This window comes from Sphingomonas sp. VDB2, assembly GCF_047946695.1.
GTDB classification, from domain to species: Bacteria; Pseudomonadota; Alphaproteobacteria; order Sphingomonadales; family Sphingomonadaceae; genus Sphingobium; species Sphingobium bisphenolicum.
In genome coordinates this window covers 934,725-952,796 of the sequence record NZ_CP159615.1, presented here as the reverse complement: position 1 = coordinate 952,796, position 18,072 = coordinate 934,725, and the positions used below count along the sequence as shown (strand labels likewise).

General features: G+C 65.1%; 19 protein-coding genes. 11 read left to right on the top strand and 8 right to left on the bottom strand.

Annotated elements, in window-relative coordinates; all coding sequences use genetic code 11:
• Window positions 1-10 precede the first annotated feature (10 nt).
• Window positions 11-940 carry a LysR family transcriptional regulator gene (locus tag ABT375_RS04780; RefSeq protein WP_416464282.1) on the bottom strand — a complete coding sequence of 310 codons (930 nt, stop codon included), beginning with the start codon at window positions 938-940 and terminating at the stop codon, window positions 11-13.
• A gap of 145 nt (window positions 941-1,085) precedes the next feature.
• On the opposite strand from ABT375_RS04780, the gene yaaA reads away from it, so the two are divergent.
• Both yaaA and ABT375_RS04770 read left to right on the top strand, forming a co-directional pair.
• The gene (gene yaaA / locus ABT375_RS04775; protein ID WP_416464281.1) at window positions 1,086-1,838 is read left to right on the top strand and encodes a peroxide stress protein YaaA; all 753 of its coding nucleotides are present in this window, start codon (window positions 1,086-1,088) and stop codon (window positions 1,836-1,838) included.
• Window positions 1,835-2,545, top strand: coding sequence for an SDR family NAD(P)-dependent oxidoreductase (locus ABT375_RS04770; RefSeq protein ID WP_416464280.1), 711 nt, complete (start codon window positions 1,835-1,837; stop codon window positions 2,543-2,545). Before yaaA ends, ABT375_RS04770 begins: the two co-directional genes overlap by 4 nt.
• 78 nt (window positions 2,546-2,623) lie before the next feature.
• Here the strand turns inward: ABT375_RS04770 and ABT375_RS04765 are convergent, their stop codons facing one another.
• The 5 genes from ABT375_RS04765 to ABT375_RS04745 are packed head-to-tail and all read right to left on the bottom strand — an operon-like array spanning window position 2,624 to window position 7,826.
• Entirely contained in the window at window positions 2,624-3,622 is a 999-nt protein-coding gene (locus ABT375_RS04765; RefSeq protein ID WP_416464279.1) for an NAD(P)H-dependent flavin oxidoreductase, read from the bottom strand.
• Entirely contained in the window at window positions 3,622-4,782 is a 1,161-nt protein-coding gene (locus ABT375_RS04760) for an acetyl-CoA C-acetyltransferase (protein WP_224545997.1), read from the bottom strand. Before ABT375_RS04760 ends, ABT375_RS04765 begins: the two co-directional genes overlap by 1 nt.
• Before the next feature lies 1 nt (window position 4,783).
• Window positions 4,784-5,575: an enoyl-CoA hydratase/isomerase family protein gene (locus ABT375_RS04755; RefSeq protein ID WP_416464278.1), complete on the bottom strand. Its 792-nt coding sequence runs from the start codon at window positions 5,573-5,575 to the stop codon at window positions 4,784-4,786.
• Window positions 5,572-6,639, bottom strand: a complete 1,068-nt coding sequence (locus ABT375_RS04750; protein ID WP_416464277.1) for a phosphotransferase — start codon at window positions 6,637-6,639, stop codon at window positions 5,572-5,574. The genes ABT375_RS04755 and ABT375_RS04750 overlap by 4 nt, the downstream gene beginning before the upstream one ends.
• Window positions 6,636-7,826, bottom strand: a complete 1,191-nt coding sequence (locus tag ABT375_RS04745) for an acyl-CoA dehydrogenase family protein (RefSeq protein WP_416464276.1) — start codon at window positions 7,824-7,826, stop codon at window positions 6,636-6,638. Before ABT375_RS04745 ends, ABT375_RS04750 begins: the two co-directional genes overlap by 4 nt.
• A 212-nt stretch (window positions 7,827-8,038) precedes the next feature.
• Here ABT375_RS04745 and ABT375_RS04740 point away from each other — a divergent pair, with 212 nt between their 5' ends.
• On the top strand, window positions 8,039-8,659 hold the full coding sequence (locus ABT375_RS04740) for a TetR/AcrR family transcriptional regulator (protein WP_224546005.1): 621 nt from the start codon (window positions 8,039-8,041) through the stop codon (window positions 8,657-8,659).
• A 39-nt stretch (window positions 8,660-8,698) separates the two neighbouring features.
• Here the strand turns inward: ABT375_RS04740 and ABT375_RS04735 are convergent, their stop codons facing one another.
• Window positions 8,699-10,051: an FAD/NAD(P)-binding protein gene (locus tag ABT375_RS04735; RefSeq protein WP_416464275.1), complete on the bottom strand. Its 1,353-nt coding sequence runs from the start codon at window positions 10,049-10,051 to the stop codon at window positions 8,699-8,701.
• 98 nt (window positions 10,052-10,149) lie between these two features.
• On the opposite strand from ABT375_RS04735, the gene ABT375_RS04730 reads away from it, so the two are divergent.
• The 4 genes from ABT375_RS04730 to ABT375_RS04715 are packed head-to-tail and all read left to right on the top strand — an operon-like array spanning window position 10,150 to window position 13,408.
• Window positions 10,150-10,287, top strand: coding sequence for a hypothetical protein (locus ABT375_RS04730; protein ID WP_416464274.1), 138 nt, complete (start codon window positions 10,150-10,152; stop codon window positions 10,285-10,287).
• Window position 10,288: 1 nt separating this feature from the next.
• The gene (locus ABT375_RS04725) at window positions 10,289-11,266 is read left to right on the top strand and encodes an ABC transporter substrate-binding protein (protein ID WP_416464273.1); all 978 of its coding nucleotides are present in this window, start codon (window positions 10,289-10,291) and stop codon (window positions 11,264-11,266) included.
• A gap of 5 nt (window positions 11,267-11,271) precedes the next feature.
• Window positions 11,272-12,459 carry an acyl-CoA dehydrogenase family protein gene (locus ABT375_RS04720; RefSeq protein WP_416464272.1) on the top strand — a complete coding sequence of 396 codons (1,188 nt, stop codon included), beginning with the start codon at window positions 11,272-11,274 and terminating at the stop codon, window positions 12,457-12,459.
• 1 nt (window position 12,460) lies between these two features.
• Window positions 12,461-13,408 carry an NAD(P)-dependent oxidoreductase gene (locus tag ABT375_RS04715; RefSeq protein ID WP_416464271.1) on the top strand — a complete coding sequence of 316 codons (948 nt, stop codon included), beginning with the start codon at window positions 12,461-12,463 and terminating at the stop codon, window positions 13,406-13,408.
• A 22-nt stretch (window positions 13,409-13,430) separates the two neighbouring features.
• Here the strand turns inward: ABT375_RS04715 and ABT375_RS04710 are convergent, their stop codons facing one another.
• A complete protein-coding gene (locus tag ABT375_RS04710) occupies window positions 13,431-14,267 on the bottom strand; it encodes a LysR substrate-binding domain-containing protein (protein WP_416464270.1) in 837 nt (278 codons plus the stop codon).
• A gap of 289 nt (window positions 14,268-14,556) precedes the next feature.
• Here ABT375_RS04710 and ABT375_RS04705 point away from each other — a divergent pair, with 289 nt between their 5' ends.
• The 4 genes from ABT375_RS04705 to ABT375_RS04690 are packed head-to-tail and all read left to right on the top strand — an operon-like array spanning window position 14,557 to window position 18,057.
• Complete coding sequence (locus tag ABT375_RS04705; RefSeq protein WP_224546014.1) at window positions 14,557-15,390, top strand: ABC transporter permease; 834 nt, start codon at window positions 14,557-14,559, stop codon at window positions 15,388-15,390.
• Window positions 15,391-15,392: 2 nt separating this feature from the next.
• Complete coding sequence (locus ABT375_RS04700) at window positions 15,393-16,175, top strand: ABC transporter ATP-binding protein (protein WP_416464269.1); 783 nt, start codon at window positions 15,393-15,395, stop codon at window positions 16,173-16,175.
• On the top strand, window positions 16,172-16,798 hold the full coding sequence (locus tag ABT375_RS04695) for a cysteine dioxygenase (protein WP_416464268.1): 627 nt from the start codon (window positions 16,172-16,174) through the stop codon (window positions 16,796-16,798). The genes ABT375_RS04700 and ABT375_RS04695 overlap by 4 nt, the downstream gene beginning before the upstream one ends.
• The gene (locus tag ABT375_RS04690; protein WP_416464267.1) at window positions 16,795-18,057 is read left to right on the top strand and encodes a rhodanese-like domain-containing protein; all 1,263 of its coding nucleotides are present in this window, start codon (window positions 16,795-16,797) and stop codon (window positions 18,055-18,057) included. The genes ABT375_RS04695 and ABT375_RS04690 overlap by 4 nt, the downstream gene beginning before the upstream one ends.
• The last annotated feature ends 15 nt before the right edge of the window (window positions 18,058-18,072 follow it).

Genomic DNA, 18,072 nt, shown 5'->3' with positions numbered 1-18,072 from the left:
GTCGCGCTGCTCAGACATCGCCCATCCCGTGCAGTTCCAGATCGTCCTTTCCGAGCGCCACGAACTGGTCGAGCAGCCAGGACGCGGCCGGGCCCGGCGGCGTGTCGCGTCGCCATACGCCGGCAAAGCGGTAGGTGCCGCCCAAATGATCGGGCATGGCGAGCCGCACCAGCGTCCCCGCGACCAGATCCGGCTCGATCATCGGCAGCGGCATATTGCCCCAGCCTATCCCTTCGCGCAGCAGCGCGTGCTTGGCGCCTAGGTCGGCGAGCCGCCAGGTCTTGGGGCTTATCACCGAATAATCCTGTCCTTCGGTGAAGCGCGAGCGGTCGGTCAGCACCAACTGGGTATAGTCCCGGCCCGCGCCCGGCGGGATGCGTTCCATGCGGCCGAGCGGATGATCGGGCGCGGCGACCGGCACCATCGGCACGGACCCCGCCGCGATGCATTCGACCCCCTCGACCCCCGCGGCGAGCGGCCCGGAAATGCCGACCACCGCAGCGCGATCCAGCACCATCGCCGTGATCGCGCCCAGCGCCTCGACATGCAGGCGCAACTGTACCGTCGGAAATTCCGCGGCGAAGGCGCGCAATACCCGACCCAGCCGTTCGGATGGCACCATGACGTCGACCGCCAGATCGACCTCTGCTTCCAGCCCGTCCAGCAGGCCCTTCACCTTGGCGCGGAGTCCGTCAATGCCGTGCGATATGCTGCGCGCTTCGGCCAGCAACGCACGGCCCGCCACGGTCAGTTGCGGCTTGCGCGTCCCCTCCCGCTCAAACAGCATCAGGCCCAATTGCGCCTCCAGATTGGCGACACCATAGCTGATGACCGAAACCGCCCGGTTGAGACTGCGCCCGGCCGCCGCGAAACTGCCCGTATCGACGATGGTCAGGAAGATGCGCAACTGGTCGAAGGTCGGTGTACCGGGCGTATGCACTATTCCATTTCCTCGAACGTTCAGCGAGTTTTTATTCCTGCAATCGGGACGACCGGCAAGCTTTAAAACTATCGCGAGCGATATCGGCCGATGTCCTTCTACAGGCGGTTTGACGCCCGCGTCGGACCGTTCTACCCGCGCAGCCATGATTGCGCTCCTGTCCCCCGCCAAGACGCTCGATTTCGAGCGCACGCTACCGCCGCTTGAGGCATCGACCCCGCATTTCGCGCAGGAGGCGCGCAGTCTCGCCAAATCGGCGGCGAACCTGACGCAAAAACGACTGTCGGAGTTGATGCATATTTCTCCGCGCCTCGCCAAGCTCAATGCCGACCGGTTTCGCGACTTTGCGGACCTGCCCGAACGGCCGGCGCTGTTCGCCTTTGCCGGCGACGTCTATACCGGCTTCGAGGTGGATACGCTGGATGCGGCCGGCGTCGCTTTCGCGCAGGACCATGTCCGCATGTTGTCGGGCCTCTACGGCCTGTTGCGGCCGCTCGACGCCATCCGGCCCTATCGGCTCGAAATGGGCACGCGCTGGGCGCCGCGCCGCAAAAGCCTGACCGACTGGTGGGATGACCGGATCGCGCAGTTCCTGCTGGCCCAGCTTGCCGAGGAAGGATCGGGCGTCTTACTCAACCTTGCCAGCCAGGAATATTTCGCGGCGGTCAAGGGCAGGCTGGGCAAGGTCCGGGTGATCGAGGTCGAATTTCGCGAACCCGGTCCGAACGGTCCGCGCTTCATAAGCTTCAATGCCAAGCGGGCGCGGGGCATGATGGCGCGCTGGTTGTGCGAACATCATATCACGGACGCGGATGCGATGCGCGGGTTCGACAGCGACGGCTATCGCTTCGACGCTGAAGAGAGCGACGCGGATCGCTGGCGTTTCAGCCGGACATGACCCCAGGCAGCAAGGCGTCCGCCGTCATCATCGGCGCATCCGGCGGTATTGGCGGGGCATTGGAAGCGACGCTGATGGAGGAAGGCACGTTTGCCGTCGTCCACGGTTTCGCGCGCTCGCGAAGCGACGCGCAGCATATCGATCTGCGGGATGAGTCCAGCATCGCCAAGGCCGCCGCGCATGTGGCCAGCGGCTCCGCGCCGACCCTGGTCATCGTCGCGACAGGTTTGCTGCATGAAGGCGACAGAGGCCCGGAAAAGGCGCTGCGCGATCTCGATCCGGACTGGCTCGCGCAAATCTATGCGATCAACGCGATCGGTCCCGCGCTGGTGGCGAAGCATTTCCTGCCGATCATGCCCAAAGCAGGCCGCACGGTGTTCGCGGCGCTGTCGGCGCGGGTGGGATCGATTAGCGACAATCGCCTGGGCGGGTGGCACGGCTATCGCGCGGCCAAGGCCGCGCTCAATATGCTGGTCCGCACCCTGGCGATCGAGGAACGCCGCCGCAACGATCGGGCGATCGTCGTGTCGTTGCATCCCGGCACGGTCGATACGCAATTGTCGCGCCCGTTCCAGGCCAATGTCCCGGCGGGGCGCCTGTTCGATGCGGAACGCGCGGCGTTGCAACTGCTGGACGTGATCGAGGGCTTGAAGGCGCCCGACAGTGGCAAGCTGTTCGATTTTCAGGGCGAGGAAATCGCGTTCTGACGGGCGCGCGCGGATGATGTCACCCCGTTCTGAATAGGCCCAAGCTGAGGCTTCAAAGCGGCCGAACAGGCTGCCGCCTCAGCCTCCTTCGACCAGAGCGGGCTGGAGGAAAGAGGCGAGGCGGCCGCTGATGATTGTTTCCGCCTCATCGACGATGCGCGCCAGCAGATCGGCGCAGGTGGGAATGTCGTGGATCAGCCCCTGAATTTGCCCAGCCCAGATCAGACCAGCCTCCAGATTTCCGGTTTCAAGCGCGTCGCGTCCCTTGGCGCCGGACACGAGCGCACGGATATCCTCGAAAACGGCATCGGCTTGCGCGCTGATCTCCACTACCTGGTCCGACACGCCGTTCCTGGCGACGCGGCCGGTATTGTGGAATTTGCGGAAGATCAGGTTGGTGTCGCGCTCGTCATTGTCGATGATGAACTGTTTTACGCGCTCATGGATAGGCGCCTCGACCGTGGCGCAGAAGCGGGTGCCCATGTTGATGCCCTCTGCCCCCAGCGCCAGCGCCGCCGCAAGGCCGCGCCCGTCGCCGATCCCGCCGCTCGCCAGCATCGGGATTGTCACCTTGTCGGCCGCAGCCGGGATCAGGATCAGGCCCGGTATATCGTCTTCGCCCGGATGGCCCGCACATTCGAAGCCGTCGATGGAAATGATGTCCACGCCCATGCGCTCCGCGGACAGGGCATGCCGGACGGCGGTGCATTTGTGCAGGACGGTGATGCCGTGCCCCTTGAAATCGTCGACATGCGCCTGCGGCTTGTGGCCCGCCGTCTCGACGATCGTGACGCCGCTGTCGATGATCGCCCTGCGATACTCGGCATAGGGCGGCGGCGTCACCGACGGCAATATGGTGAGGTTTACGCCGAACGGGCTGTCGGTCATCGCGCGGCAACGATCGATTTCCCGCCGTAGATCGTCGGGCGTAGGCTGAGTCAGCGCGGTGAGGATGCCAAGACCACCGGCATTGGACACGGCCGCCGCCAGTTCGGCGCGGCCGACCCACATCATGCCGCCCTGGACGATCGGATGTTCGATGCCTAGCAGTTGCGTGATGCGCGTCTTCAACGCCATTACAGCGCCTCCACGATCGTCACATTGGCGATGCCGCCGCCTTCGCACACTGTCTGAAGCCCATAGCGCTTCCCGCGCGCGCGCAGCTCGTGGATCAAAGTCGCCATCAGCTTCGTGCCGGTCGCGCCCAGCGGATGGCCAAGCGCGATCGCGCCGCCATTGACGTTGAGCCTGGCCGGGTCGGCGTCGAGCGCCTGGAGCCAGGCAAGCGGCACCGGCGCAAAGGCTTCGTTCACTTCATACAGATCGATGTCGTCGATCGTCATGCCCGCCCGTGCCAGCGCCTTGCGCGTGGCGAAGACCGGCTCTTCCAGCATGATGACCGGGTCACCGGCTGTTACCGTCATGTTCACGATCCGCGCCAGTGGCGTCAGATTATGCGCCTTGAGCGCCCGTTCGTTGACGACCAGCACGGCCGATGCGCCGTCGCAAATCTGGCTGGCATTGGCGGCCGACACCACGCCGCCTTCCTTGAGCAGCTTGACCGATCCGATGCCTTCCAGCGTCGCGTCGGCGCGGACACCCTCATCCTTCACATGGACGCCGCCCTCGACCGCCAGCGGCACGATCTGTCCGACGAAGCGATTGGCCTCGGTGGCGGCTGCGGCGCGCTGGTGGCTTTGCAGTGCATAGCGGTCCAGCGTCTCGCGATCGAAGCCATATTTGGCTGCGATCATTTCGGCGCCTTCGAACTGGCTGAAGCTCTCCACGCCAAAGCGCTGCTTGACGCGGTCGCTGAACGGGCCGACGCCCACGCCTTCGCGCTGATGATAGGCGGTGTTGGAGAACATCGGTACGCGCGTCATGCTTTCCGCGCCGGCCGCGATGACGACATCCTGTGTGCCGGACATGACTGCCTGCGCCGCGAATTGCAGCGCCTGCTGCGATGATCCGCACTGGCGATCGATGGTGACGGCGGGTACGCTCTGGGGCAGGCGGGACGCGAGCACGGCATTGCGGGCAAAGGCGAAGGCTTGCTCGCCCGCCTGCGTCACGCAACCCAGGATGACGTCCTCTATCGCGGCGGGATCGATGCCGCTGCGGTCGACCAGCGCGTTCAGCACCTCGCCGCCCATGTCGGCCGGATGCCAGCCGGCGAGCGCACCATTGCGGCGTCCACCCGCGGTTCGTACGGCGTCAACGATGAAAGCTTCGGTCATGTCATGCGTCTCCTGAGAAATCGGGTTTGCGCCGGCCAAGGAATGCCGCGACCCCTTCGCGACATTCGGCGCTGCCACCGGCTGCCGCGATGCTGCGCGTCTCGCGCTCCAACTGGCCTTCGAGCGGGCTGTGCGAGCTTTCCAGCAACAGCGCCCGCGCGCCGGCTATGGCGCCGGTCGGCCCATCGGCCAGCATCCGCGCCGTCTTCGCCATCTCCGGCGCCAGTTGGTCATCCGGTACGGTGCGCGTCACCAGGCCGATCGCGGCGGCTTCTTCGGCGCTGACCTTGCGATTGGTTAGGATGATTTCCTGCGCGCGGCGCAGTCCGACATGGCGCGGGAGCAGCCAGGACATGCCGCCATCGGGGGTCAGGCCGACGCTGCCATAGGCCGCGATGAAATGGGCCGAATGCGCCGCGATCACGACATCGCCCGATATGGCGAGGCTGAGGCCCGCGCCTGCTGCCGGGCCGTTCACCGCTACCAACAATGGCTTGTCCATTCGCAGCAACCGCGTCACCGCCATGTGCAGCGTGCCTGCCAGCCGGCCGAGAAAGGCCGACACCTGATCGCCCGCCGCATCGAAGGCGGATATATCGCCGCCGCCGCAGAACAGCTTGCCATGGCCGGTGAGTACGACACAGCGGATAGCCGGATCATTATCGCAGCGGATCGCGGCGTCCAGCAGCGCATCGGCCAGCGGTTGATTAACGGTATTGCCGGCCGCCGGGCGGTTGAGTGTCAGCGTGGCGACGGCGCCATCCACGCTGACCAGAACGGGAAGCGCGCTCATCGGCATGTCTCCATCGACCGGCGCGCCAGGGCGGACAGGCGGGGCAGGGCCTTCGCGCGCTCGCGCGCATGGGCGGACGCCGCCGTGCCGCGGATCACGCGGCCCCTGATGCCGTGGAAGATCGCCGCCAGCCGGAAATAGTTGAAGGCGATGTAGAAATCCCAGTTGGGAATGCCGCTCCGGCCCGTTCGCGCGCAATAGGTCGCGACATAGTCCGCCTCGTCCGGAATATTCAGCGCGCCGATATCCACGCCGCCCAGTCCCGCCACGATATCGGGCGGCATCTGGTACATCATAGCATGATAGGCGAAGTCGGCCAGCGGATGGCCCAGCGTCGACAATTCCCAGTCCAGCACCGCCAGCACGCGTGGCTCGGTCGGATGGAAGATCATGTTGTCGCAACGGAAATCGCCGTGGACGATGCTGCTTTCCTCGCCGGCCGGAATATTCTCTGGCAGCCAGGCGATCAGCGCATCCATGTCCGGGTCGCGCCCGGCATCCGCATCCTCCAGATATTGCTTGGTCCAGCGACCGATCTGCCGCGCGAAATAATTGCCCGGCTTGCCATAATCGGCCAGCCCGATCGCGGCATAATCGACCCCATGCAATTGCGCGATCGTCGCGTTCATGGCGTCGAAATAGGCCGGCCGCTCCGCGTTGGAGACGGTCGGGAAGGTCGCGTCCCAGAAGATCCGGCCCTCGACCATGTCCATGATATAGAACCAGCTGCCGATGACGCTCTCGTCGGTGCAGAGGCCGAAGACATGCGCCACCGGGAAGCCGACGCCGCCCAAAGCGGTCAATATCCGCGCCTCGCGATCGACGGCGTGGGCGCCTCTCAGCGTATCGCCCGGCGGCTTGCGACGCAGCACATAGAAGCGGCCAGGCGTCACCAACTTATAGGTCGGGTTGGACTGCCCGCCCTTGAACTGTTCGACGCGCAGCGGCCCGGCATAGCCCTCGACATGCGCGGCCATCCAGTATGCGAGCGCATCCTCGTCGAACCTATAGGTGTCGCGCACGGCCGTCGTGCCGGCATTGGCGTCCTCTCCGACGCCGCTCATGGCTTGCCCTTTTCCGACTGGGCCGCCTTCCAGTCCCGCCTGATCTTTTTGGCCAGGCTCCATTTGTGGACTTCTGTCGGGCCGTCATAGATGCGGAAGGCGCGAATCTCGCGATAGACCTGTTCGACGATGGTGTCGCTGGTCACGCCGGAACCGCCCATTACCTGCACGCAGCGATCGGCTACGCGCATCAGGGCCTCGGACACCGCGACCTTGGTCATGGAGCTTTCCGCCGTGCCCAGCGATCCGCCATCCAGCACCTCCGCACACCAGTCGATCATCAACTCGCACTGCTTCAGGTCGATCATATTGTCCGCCAGCATGAAGCCGACGCCCTCATGGTCGATCAGCGTCTTGCCGAAGGCCATGCGCCGATTGGCGTAATCGGTTGCGATTTCGTGCGCGCGGATGCACGCGCCCAGCCAGCGCATACAATGCGATAGCCGCGCCGGGCTCAGGCGCACCTGCGCATATTGGAACCCCTCGCCCGGATTGCCCAGCATCTGGTCGGCCGGCACGCGCAGATTGTCGATGGTCAGGACGGCATGGCCACCCGGCATCGAACTGTCGATCGTATTGGGGACATGGTCGATGCGGATCGCCGGGTCGGGCAGGTCGACCAGGAACATGCACGCACCGTCTTGCGACTTGGCCATGACGATGCCGATCCCCGCGCCGTCGGCCCCGGTGATGAACGCCTTGCGCCCGTTGACGACCCAGTGATTGCCATCCTGATGGCAGGTCGTCTGCATCATCGACGGGTCCGATCCCGCTCCACCTTCGGCCGCAGGTTCGGTCATGAAGAAGGCCGATCGGGTGCGGCCCTCGATCAACGGCTTGAGAAACCGTTCCTTGATCTCCGCACTGCCGACCTTGCCGAGCAGATAGATATTGCCTTCATCGGGCGCGGCTGTGTTGCACGCCAGCGGTCCCAGCGGCGACAGCCCCGTCTTCGCCAGCACGATGGCGGTTTCCTGCTGGCTGAGATGGCTGCCATCCTCCAGGATATGCGGGGTCAGTACGCCCGCTGCCCGCGCCTTGTCCTTCAGTTCGGTGACCAGTTCCTCGGAGGGGCAGTCATGATGGTCCCGACGCGGATCATGCTCATAGGGAACGACGACATCGCGGACAAAGGCTTCGACCTTTGCTGCGATCGCGGCGGTGCGCTGGGGACCGACGCCGCTCATGCCGATGCCGCGGCCTTCGCTCGCGCCGTTACGATCGCCGCCAAACCGCTGATATCCATGCGCAATCCTCTTCGCTGTTTGTCGATAACCGCGCCGCAGCCGGACAATAGGCCGGGGGGCAGGCGCCATCATTCGAATCAAGAAACCCGTTAGACCAATATGCACTCATGAGTGTATTGTGCTTTGGCAGGTTTCCTGTCAAGCACCGGGGCATGCAGGATGTTTCACCTTTCAGGAATGCGGCGCAGCGCCAGACGGACAGGGCGGCCAAGCGGGACGCGGTGTTGCGCGCCGCCGTCCGGATGTTCAACGAACGCGGATTTTTCGCGACGTCGCTCGATGACGTCGCGGCCAGTCTCGGCATCTCCAAGCGCACCATCTATCATTATCTGGCGAACAAGGATCAGGTGCTGCTGGAATGCGTGACCATCGGATTGCAGCAATTGCTGCAGGCGGCGGAAGAGGCGCGTGCCGAATCGGGCAATGGCCGTGATCGCCTCATGAAGTTCCTGCGCCGTTATGCCGAAATCAACATGGACGATTTCGGCCGGTGCGTCATCCGCACGGGCGAAGAAGCCTTGTCGCGCGAGAGCCTGCCGCGCTACCGCGCGCTCAAGAAGGAAATCGACGTCGCGCTGCGCCAGATGCTGCGCGAAGCGATAGACGATGGCTCGATCGCGCCGATTGACGTGAAAATCGCCGCTTTTACGCTGGCTGGCGCCTTGAACTGGCCGGCGCGCTGGCATGAACCGAACGGCGCATTGTCGACCTCGCAGATCGCTGATGCTATGGTGGATATTCTCATGGCCGGGCTGGATTCACGCAGCGCCTGAGCGGAAACATGGATGGCGATCGACCGCTTATCCTCCCTGCTACAGCCCTTCGGCCTCGACCCAATGGGCGCTGGTGACCTGACGGGCGAGCGCCCAGACCTGTCTCCGGATGTCCGGTACGGCGACGATTTCCCAATGCGCGCCGCGGGTCATCGGCCCTACGACATGCAGGCGCGGCTGCGCGCGGCCGTCGGCGGCGATGGCATGGCATTGGCGGTCGACGTCGATGCCGATCGCCAGCGGATCGGGCCGGATGTCGCCCCGGTCGAACAGGTTGCGCAGCAGCGGATCGGTCACGCGCCGCAGGTCGCCAAGCGGTCCCGTGCAGTTGATCACCCGCGTCACTGCCAGCGTCTCGTTTTGCTCGCCTCCGCGCGGACGCAGTTCCACGATCAGGCCGTCGCCATCGGGCGTCGCCGTCTCCACCTTCGCCGCCCGGACCGCCAGCCGTCCTCGCGCGCGCAGTCCGTCCAGCCGTTCGGCGACTTGCGGCGCGACCCGGTGGCGATGGACATCCCAATAGGGGCGCAGGTGACGCAGGAAGCGGCTGCGTTCGGCTGCGCTGGCGGCGCGCCACATGTCGGCGCTGAAGGGCCGCAATTCGTCCACCGCATTGCGCCATCCGATCTCCGCCGCCCGTTTCCGTACCCCAGCTAGCAGCAGCGAAACCGGCCCTGCCGGTCGTTCTACCCGGACGGCACAGGGCGGGGCGGGCGCATGGGCGTGCGGAGTCAGGCCACGGCGCGACAGGGCGACGATCTTGCCCCGAAACCCCGCACTGTCCAGGCTCAATGCGCAATCGATGGCGGTCAGTCCGCTGCCCAGCAATAGAACCGCGTCGTCGCTACCCAGGCCTGTGGCGATGTTCGCCGCCCAGGGATCATCGACATAGGCGGGGCGATCAAGGCCGACAAAGGCGGGCAGGTCGTGCGGGGGCAGGTTGCCCGGCGCGATCACGGCGATATCCGTTGTCAGGGTGGCGCCCGATCGTAGCCTCATGCATGCGCGGTCATCCGCAACGATCAGGTCTGTAGCCTCGTCGCTGACGATGCTGATCCGGTCGCCAGCGGTTGCACGCGCCTCATCCAGCAGTGCGCATAAATAGGCGCCATAATCGCGTCGGGTGGCGAAGCTGCCCTCCTGGCCCAATCCTTGCGCCGTCAGCCAGTTCGCGAAATGGCCGGGCTGATCGGGCAGCGCGCTCATATTGGCGGCGCGGACGTTGAGGATATGGCCGGCCTGCGCCGCGCCATAGGCCAGGCCGCGTCCCAGCCGGTCGGGACGTCGCTCCACCAGCGTCACCCGGACATTGCCGTGCCGCAACAGGTTGATCGCCAGCAGTACGCCGCTGAAGCCTCCGCCGACGATGGCGACATGATCGACCTTCAGCATGGATCAAGCATTTCTAATGGTTCGCCCAACATTGCTTGTGGGACATATCTCTACTGTTGAAATAGATAAAGTCTCAATTATCGAATGGAATGACGATCATGCGCCTGTTACGTTCCCTTGGCCAACGCTGGACGCGGCTATGGATAGCCGCGCGGCGCGAGTTTCTGCGCGATCCCGATGTGGTCCTGTTCGACCGTCGACCTGATCCGGCCCGCGAAGCGGCGCAGGGGCGCTGACATGCTCTCGCGGCGCGCGTTCTTGGGGGCTGGGGCGTCAACCTGCCTCATCCTCTCTGGGTGCAGCGCGGCCAAGAGTGGTCGGCCGAAACTGCGTATCTCCGTCACCGGAAAGGGGGAGGGCGACACCCGTCTGCTGTTCAAGGCAGCCGGGATCGCCCCCGAAGGCTTCGATCTGGCCTATAGCGAGTTCCAGTCCGGCCATCTGGTCGTGGAAGCCCTGAATGGCGGCTCGCTCGATTATGGCGGCATGAGCGAAATCCCGCCGATCTTCGCGGCGGCCTCCACCATCCAGAGCTTCCGCCAGATCGCGGTCGCCCATGGCGACGTCAACAACCAGGTCGTGCTGGTGCCCAAAGGTTCGAAGGCGAAGACGATCGCCGATCTCAAGGGAAGGCGCGTGGGCTATGTCCGCGCCACCACCTCGCAATATTTCCTGATCCGCATGTTGGAAGAGGTCGGCCTGAGTTGGGACGACATCACCCCGGTGGCGATGGGCGTGTCCGATGGCGCTGCAGCTTTCTCGCAAGGCGCTCTGGACGGCTGGGCGATCTATGGTTTCCCAATCCAGCGCGCCATCGCGACGGAGGGCGCGCGCATACTCAAGACCGCCAACGGCATATTGTCGGGCAACTATCTGGTGTCGGCGCATGTCGATGCGCTGGCCGATCCTGATAAAGCCAGGCTGATCGGCGACTATCTGGTGCTGGTGCAGAAAGCCTATGGCTGGGCAGCGACCCATCAGGATGAATGGGCGACGATTATCGCCCAGGATATCGGTGTGCCCCGTGACTATGTGGTCGGCCAGTTCAGGCGCAAGAGCGCCACATACGAACTGCGTCCGGTCACAGACGCGGCGATCGCGTCCCAGCAAAAGGTCGCGGACCTTTTCTACCGGCAAAAGCTGTTGCCCAGGGCGGTCGACGTGCGTCCGCTCTGGGATAGGCGCTTCAACGCCATCCTTCCCAACAGAGGCTGAACATCATGGCCACCCATGCAATGCAACAGGACGGTGCCCGGCCCGCTTCGGCCGGGCCGACCAGCGTGGATCAACTCGATCGGTTGACCCGGCGACTGGCCGAAACCGCTGAGCATTATGACCGTAGCGGCGAATTTCCCCGCGCCAATTTCGATCTGCTGGCAGCCGAAGGGTTGATCGGCCTGACCGTGCCGCGCGCACTGGGCGGTCACGGCGCAGGGCTGGGCGAGGCGATCCGCGTGCTCGCCGCCGTGGCGAAGGGTGAGCCGTCGACCGCGCTCATCCTGTTCATGACCTATCATTATCATGCCACGCCCGCGCGTGCGCGCCATTGGCCGCAGGCGATCTACGAGCGATTGGCGCGCGATGCGGTGGCAGGGCGGGGGCTGATCGGCGGCCTGCGGGTCGAGCCGGAACTGGGAACGCCGGTGCGCGGCGGCCTCCCCGCGACCATCGCCCGCCGCACCGCCGATGGCTGGGCGATCAGCGGGACAAAAATCTATTCGACCGGATCGACCGGACTTGACTGGTTTTCGGTCTGGGCGAAGACGGACGAGGACGTACCGCGCGTCGGCAATTTCCTGGTTCGCGCCGATAGTGCCGGCATCGATATCGAGCCTGTGTGGGACCATCTGGGGATGCGCGCCACCGTCAGCCACGCAGTGCATTTCGTCGACACGCCGACGCCGCTCGACCATGCGGTCGACATTCGTCGTCCCGAACAATGGGCCGCCGGCGCAGGTGATCCCAGCCTCGCCATCTGGAACGCGCTCGCTATCTCGACCATCTATGACGGCGTCGCGCGGGCGGCGCGGGACTGGCTGCGCGCCTATCTCAACGACCGGGTGCCGACCAATCTGGGCGCTTCGCTAGCTACCCTGCCGCGCGTTCAGGAAAAATTTGGCGAGATCGAGACGTTGTTGCAGGTCAACCGCACGCTGATCCGCGATGCCGCCGCCCGTTATGATGCCGGCGATCCGCCCAGTGCAGTGGAGGTGAACAACATCAAATATCTAACGACCGCCAACGCCATCCGCGCGGTGGAGATCGGCCTCGAACTCACCGGCAATCCCGGCATCAGCCGGAAAAATCCGCTCGAACGCCATTATCGCGATGTGCTGTGCAGTCGCATCCATTCGCCGCAAACCGACACCATATTGATTGCCGCTGGCCGGGCGGCCCTTGGGAACTGACATGTCACTAATCATCGCAAGCCAACTCGACGCCGAATTCAACCGCGGCCTCGGCCAGCATCCGATCGCGCCCATTCTGATCGACGTCGCCGACGAAGAACCCTGGAGCGCCGCCGCCGAGGCCGACATACTGCTGGTGCGCCCATCGCCTGCCTGGCGCCAGCCCACGGCGCTGCGCCCGCCCGCCTGGCCGGGGCGGCTGAAATGGGTCTATAGCGCATCGGCGGGCATCGATTTCTATCCGCCATGGCTGCTCGATGCCCCGCTCGTCACCTGCGGCCGCGGCGTGGCGTCGGACGAGATCGCTGATTATGTCATTGCCGCCATCTATGCCCATGCCAAGAATCTGGAGGCGATCACCGCGCGGTCGCGCGCGCAATGGATCAATGTGCCGCTTGGCCGGGTATCGGGCACCACGATAGGCATCGTCGGCCTGGGCGCGATCGGCCAGGCGGTGGCGCGACGCGGCCTGGCGCTAGGCGCGCAGGTCATCGGCCTGCGTCGCACCGGCGCCCAGTCGGGCGTCAGCGGCGTGGAGCATGTCGGCGACATTGAAACCCTCGTCGCCCGCGCCGACCATATCATCGTCGCCGTGCCAGCCACCCGGCAAACCTATCATCTGTTCGACGCGGCGCTGCTCGCCAAGGTCAAGCCCGGCGCGCATATCATCAATGTCGCGCGCGGATCGGTGATCGATCAGGACGCCTTGATCGACGCCTTGGACGGGGAGGGCGGCCCCGGCTTTGCGACGCTGGACGTCACGGATCCCGAGCCCTTGCCCGAGGGTCATGCGCTCTACACCCATCCGGCCGTGCGACTGACCCCGCATGTCTCCAGCAACCATATGCTGGTGCGCCACCGGCTGCTGGAAAAGGTGCGCGATGACATCTCTCGCTTCGCGCGCGGCGAAGCGCCCAGCGACATTGTCGATCCGGTGCGTGGCTATTGACGTGACCGGCGCGGGAATCCGGTCATAGCGCTTCGACCGTTTCCCGCGCCAATTCCGCCAGCCGATGGGCCGCCTTGTCCAGCTTGTCGCCCGACCGCAGGATTGCCGCCACGCGCGGTAATGACGGCAGCCGCTCATGCTCCAGCGCCGCGCTGTCCTCCAGGAACAAATGGGTGCGGCAGGTGATGCCCAGGCCCGCGCCCACGGCCGCCTTCAGCGTTGCGAGGTTGGGCGTTTCCACCGTGATCCGCCATTGCAGCCCGGCATCCTCCAGCGCCCGGATCGCCGCCTCGCGGAAGCGGCAAGGCTCTTCCAGCACCGCCAGCGGAATGACCTCGCGGTCGACCAGCGCCGTTTCGCCATACCAGCTCATCGGCGCCACCGTCACCGCATGGGCGTCATTGGGCGCGGCAAAGCCCAGCAAGATGTCCAGTTCCCGCCGTTCCAGCAGCGCCTGCAATTCTGCCGTACCCGCCACGCGCGCATAGATTTGCGCATCGGGGTGCAATTCGGAAAAGCGCGACAACAGGCCCGTCAGCAGGGTGTCGGCGAAATCCTGCACCATCCCGATCCGCGCCGGCCCGGCAAAGCGCCCGGCGCTGACCGCAGCGACCGCTTCGTCATGCAGCAGCAGCACGCGACGGGCATAGTCGAGCAGCACCGTGCCTGCGGACGTCAGGTTCAGTCGCCGCCCTTCGCGCAGGAACAGCGTCTGCTGCACCAGTTCCTCCAGCCGCTTGATCTGAAGGCTGAGTGCGGATTGCGTCACGAACACCTGTTCCGACGCGTTCAGCATCGACCCGGTGTCAACGATGGCAACGAAACTGCGCAGCAAGTTGGTCGGCAGATTGACCGGCACGATAAACCTCTTTGGCTGAAGGGGAGAAGCCGATCCGAAGCCGGAAACGGAAAATCATTTATCGCTGATGCTTATATATCAATCAAAATAGTAGAGATTTATCCGACGAAGAAAAAACTACGTCCCACCGATTGCTGCGCGCGAAACCGCCAATACCGGCGCTCATCCGCCCCGCAACGGCCGCGAAATGCGACCTATGACGAACGCTGATAGGTCTGCCTGGCAAAACTTAATTGAATAAGTAGACAATTCATGTTGGGCTTGTCCGCAGTTCATAAAAGGGCCGGACATGGCGGTTTTGACGATCAATGATACATCGAGGGCAGGGCGGAGCCGACCGGCTTCCACACCTCGCCCCTTCTCTCTTTCGCGTTTCGGCGGGCGCTGGCTGTCGCCGGTCCTGTTGCTGCTTCTGTGGGAAGCGGGATCGCGCCTCGGCCTGATCCCCGAACGCACGCTGGCCGCGCCCTCCGCCGTTCTGGGCACCTTGCTGGAGATGGTGATGTCCGGCGAACTGCCCTCCAACCTGCTGGTTTCCTTTGCCCGCGTCGCGGTCGGCCTGCTGATCGGCGTTGGCCTGGGACTGGGCCTAGGCCTCGTCGCCGGCCTGTCCCGGTCGGGCGAGCTGGCGGTCGATCCGCTCATGCAGATCAAGCGCACTATTCCTGCGCTTGCGCTGACCCCGCTCTTCATCGTCTGGTTCGGCATCGGCGAAACCCCCAAGGTCGCGCTCATCGCCTTCGGCACCATCTTCCCGGTCTATCTCAACCTCTACAGCGGCATCCGCAGCGTCGATCTGCGCCTGCTCGATGCGGCCAAGAGCTTCGGCCTCAGCCGCTGGGAGCAGATCTGGCACGTCATCCTGCCGTCGGCCTTGCCCTCGCTGCTGGTCGGGCTGCGCTACGCCCTGTCGGTGTCGATCCTGGTGCTGGTGGTCGCCGAACAGATCAACGCCTCGGCCGGCCTCGGCTACCTCATCAACAACGCTCGCGATTTCATGCGGACCGACATCATTGTCGTCTGCCTGATGGTCTACGCCATCCTCGGCCTCGGCGCCGACTGGCTGGTCCGCACGATCGAAGCCCGCGCCCTTATCTGGCGCCCCAGCATAGTGGAGCAATAAGCATGGACGCTCGCCTCGGCTTTTCCACCGTGGACACCATTGTCCACCATCCTCATCCCGAACCCGTCGTTCGCCTGCGCGGTTTTACCCGGCGCTTCGGCACGAACACCATCGTCGACAGGCTTGACCTCGACATCGCACCCGGCGAGTTCATCGCTCTGCTGGGCCGGTCGGGTTCGGGCAAGACCACCTTGCTGCGCACGCTCGCCGGTCTGGACGAGGCTCGCGGCCAGGACGTGGAAGTCCCCGATTCCCGCGCCGTCGTGTTCCAGGACGCTCGCCTGCTGCCGTGGAAGCCGGTCTGGAAGAATGTGTCGCTGGGCCTGAAGGGCGACAATGGCCGTGGCCGCGCCGAAGCCGCGCTCAAGGAAGTGGGCCTTGGCCATCGCCTCGACGCCTGGCCGCTGACGCTGTCGGGCGGCGAGGCGCAGCGTGTGGCGCTGGCTCGCGCACTGGTGCGCGAGCCGCAACTGCTGCTGCTGGACGAACCCTTCGCCGCGCTCGATGCGCTGACCCGCTATCGGATGCACGATTTGGTCCTCTCGCTCTGGCGCAAGCATAGGCCCGCCGTCCTGATCGTGACCCATGACGTGGAGGAGGCGATCGCGCTCGCCGACCGCGTGCTGGTGCTGGACCAGGGCCGCATCGTCGCCGAAGAACGCATCACCGCGCCGCGCGGCGAGCGAACCAGTTTTGCTGCGCGCCTGCGTGAAAAACTGCTTTCTCACCTGGGGGGCGACGATCATGCCGAGGGCGTGGTGCCTTTCCCGGTCGCCGCCGAATGAGCGCACTCGCCGCCATCGAGCGTCCGGTCGATACCGCGGCCGACACCAGCCGCCTGCGCGGCTTCGTGACGGCCTTTGCCGACCTGCTGGCCGCGACCCGCGACGAGCAGGCGATATTGGACAGCGGCCGCGCGCTGCTCAGCCGCCTGATCGCCACCGACGACTGGTTGCCCGAAGCCTTCGCCCGGCCCCATCCCGATCGCTACCAGCAATATCTGCTCCACTGCGACAGCCGGGAGCGGTTCAGCGTCGTCAGCTTCGTCTGGGGACCGGGCCAGTCCACACCCATCCACGACCATAGCGTCTGGGGTCTGGTCGGCGTGCTGCGCGGGATCGAGAAGGTCGAGCGCTTTCGTCGCCTGCCGAGCGGCGTCTTGGTCGATCAGGGCGAGGAACTGCTGCACGAAGGCGAGGTGGACGCCGTCTCGCCGCGCATCGGCGACATCCACCGCGTCACCAATGGCCTCCCTGACCGACCGTCCGTCAGCATCCATGTCTATGGCGCCAATATCGGCGCGGTCGAGCGCGCGACCTACGCCCTCGACGGCACGCCGAAGACCTTCATTTCGGGTTACGCCAACGGCGTGATCCCCAACCTCTGGGACAGATCGAAAAACCTATGAGCACCGATATCCTCGACCGTATCCAGACCGCCACGCCTCTGGACATCCGGCGCGCGCTGCTGACCGGCAGCGAAATCGCGATCATCGACTTGCGCGAAGAACATGAATTCGCGCAGGGCCACCCGCTCTTCGCCGCGCAGATACCGCTGCGCCGGATCGACGAGGAAGCCCGCTGGCGCATCCCGCGTCTCGCGACCCCGATCATCGTCTACGATAATGGCGAAGGCATGGCGCGCAAGGCGGCCGTCCGTCTCGAAGCGCTGGGCTATAGCGATGTGCGCGAACTGGACGGCGGCCTCTCCGCCTGGGCCGCGGCGGGCTATGAACTGTTCGAGGACGTCAACAGCTACTCCAAGGCGTTCGGAGAACTGGTCGAACATCGCCGCCACACGCCCTCACTGGCCGCCGAAGACGTACAGGCGCTGATCGATGAAAAGGCCGACATCAAGATCCTCGATGCCCGCCGCTACGAAGAATATAATACGATGAGCATCCCTACCGGGACCAGCGTGCCGGGCGCGGAACTGGCGTTGCGGGCGCGCACCATCGCGCCCGATCCCGACACCACGATCATCGTCAATTGCGCCGGCCGCACCCGGTCGATCATCGGCGCGCAGTCGCTGGTCAATGCCGGCGTCCCCAACAAGGTGTTTGCGTTGCGTAACGGCACGATCGGCTGGACGCTGGCGGGCCAGTCACTGGATACCGGCCAGACCCGCGTCGCACCTGAAGTCGATGACGTTTCGATCGCGGAAGCACGCGCCCATGCCCGCGACGTCGCCTATCGCGCCGGCGTGAAGCGTATCGGCTGGGACGAACTGGCCGCGTTTCAGGCCGACACGGCCCGCACCCTCTATCGCTATGACGTGCGCCAGCCGCGCGAATATGAAAGCGGTCATCTGCCCGGCTTCCGCAATGCGCAGGGCGGCCAACTGGTCCAGGAAACCGACCATAATGCTCCGGTGCGCGGTGCGCGGATCGTCGTGACCGACAATGTCGGCCCGCGCGCCGACATGACCGCCTCCTGGCTCGCCCAGCTTGGTTGGGACGTTGCCATCCTCGATGTCGACTGGTCGGCCGTTGCGCTGGAAACAGGTCCGGATGGTGCGCCAACCCCGCGCGGGCCGGAGGGCCGCTACAAGCGTCCCTATGAAGGCACGGACAACAAGGCCGCCGCGATGCAGGCCTATCTCGACTGGGAATATGGCCTCGTCGCCCAATTGGAGCGCGACGGCACCCACGGCTTCTTCGTCATCTAAACATCGGGAGACTAT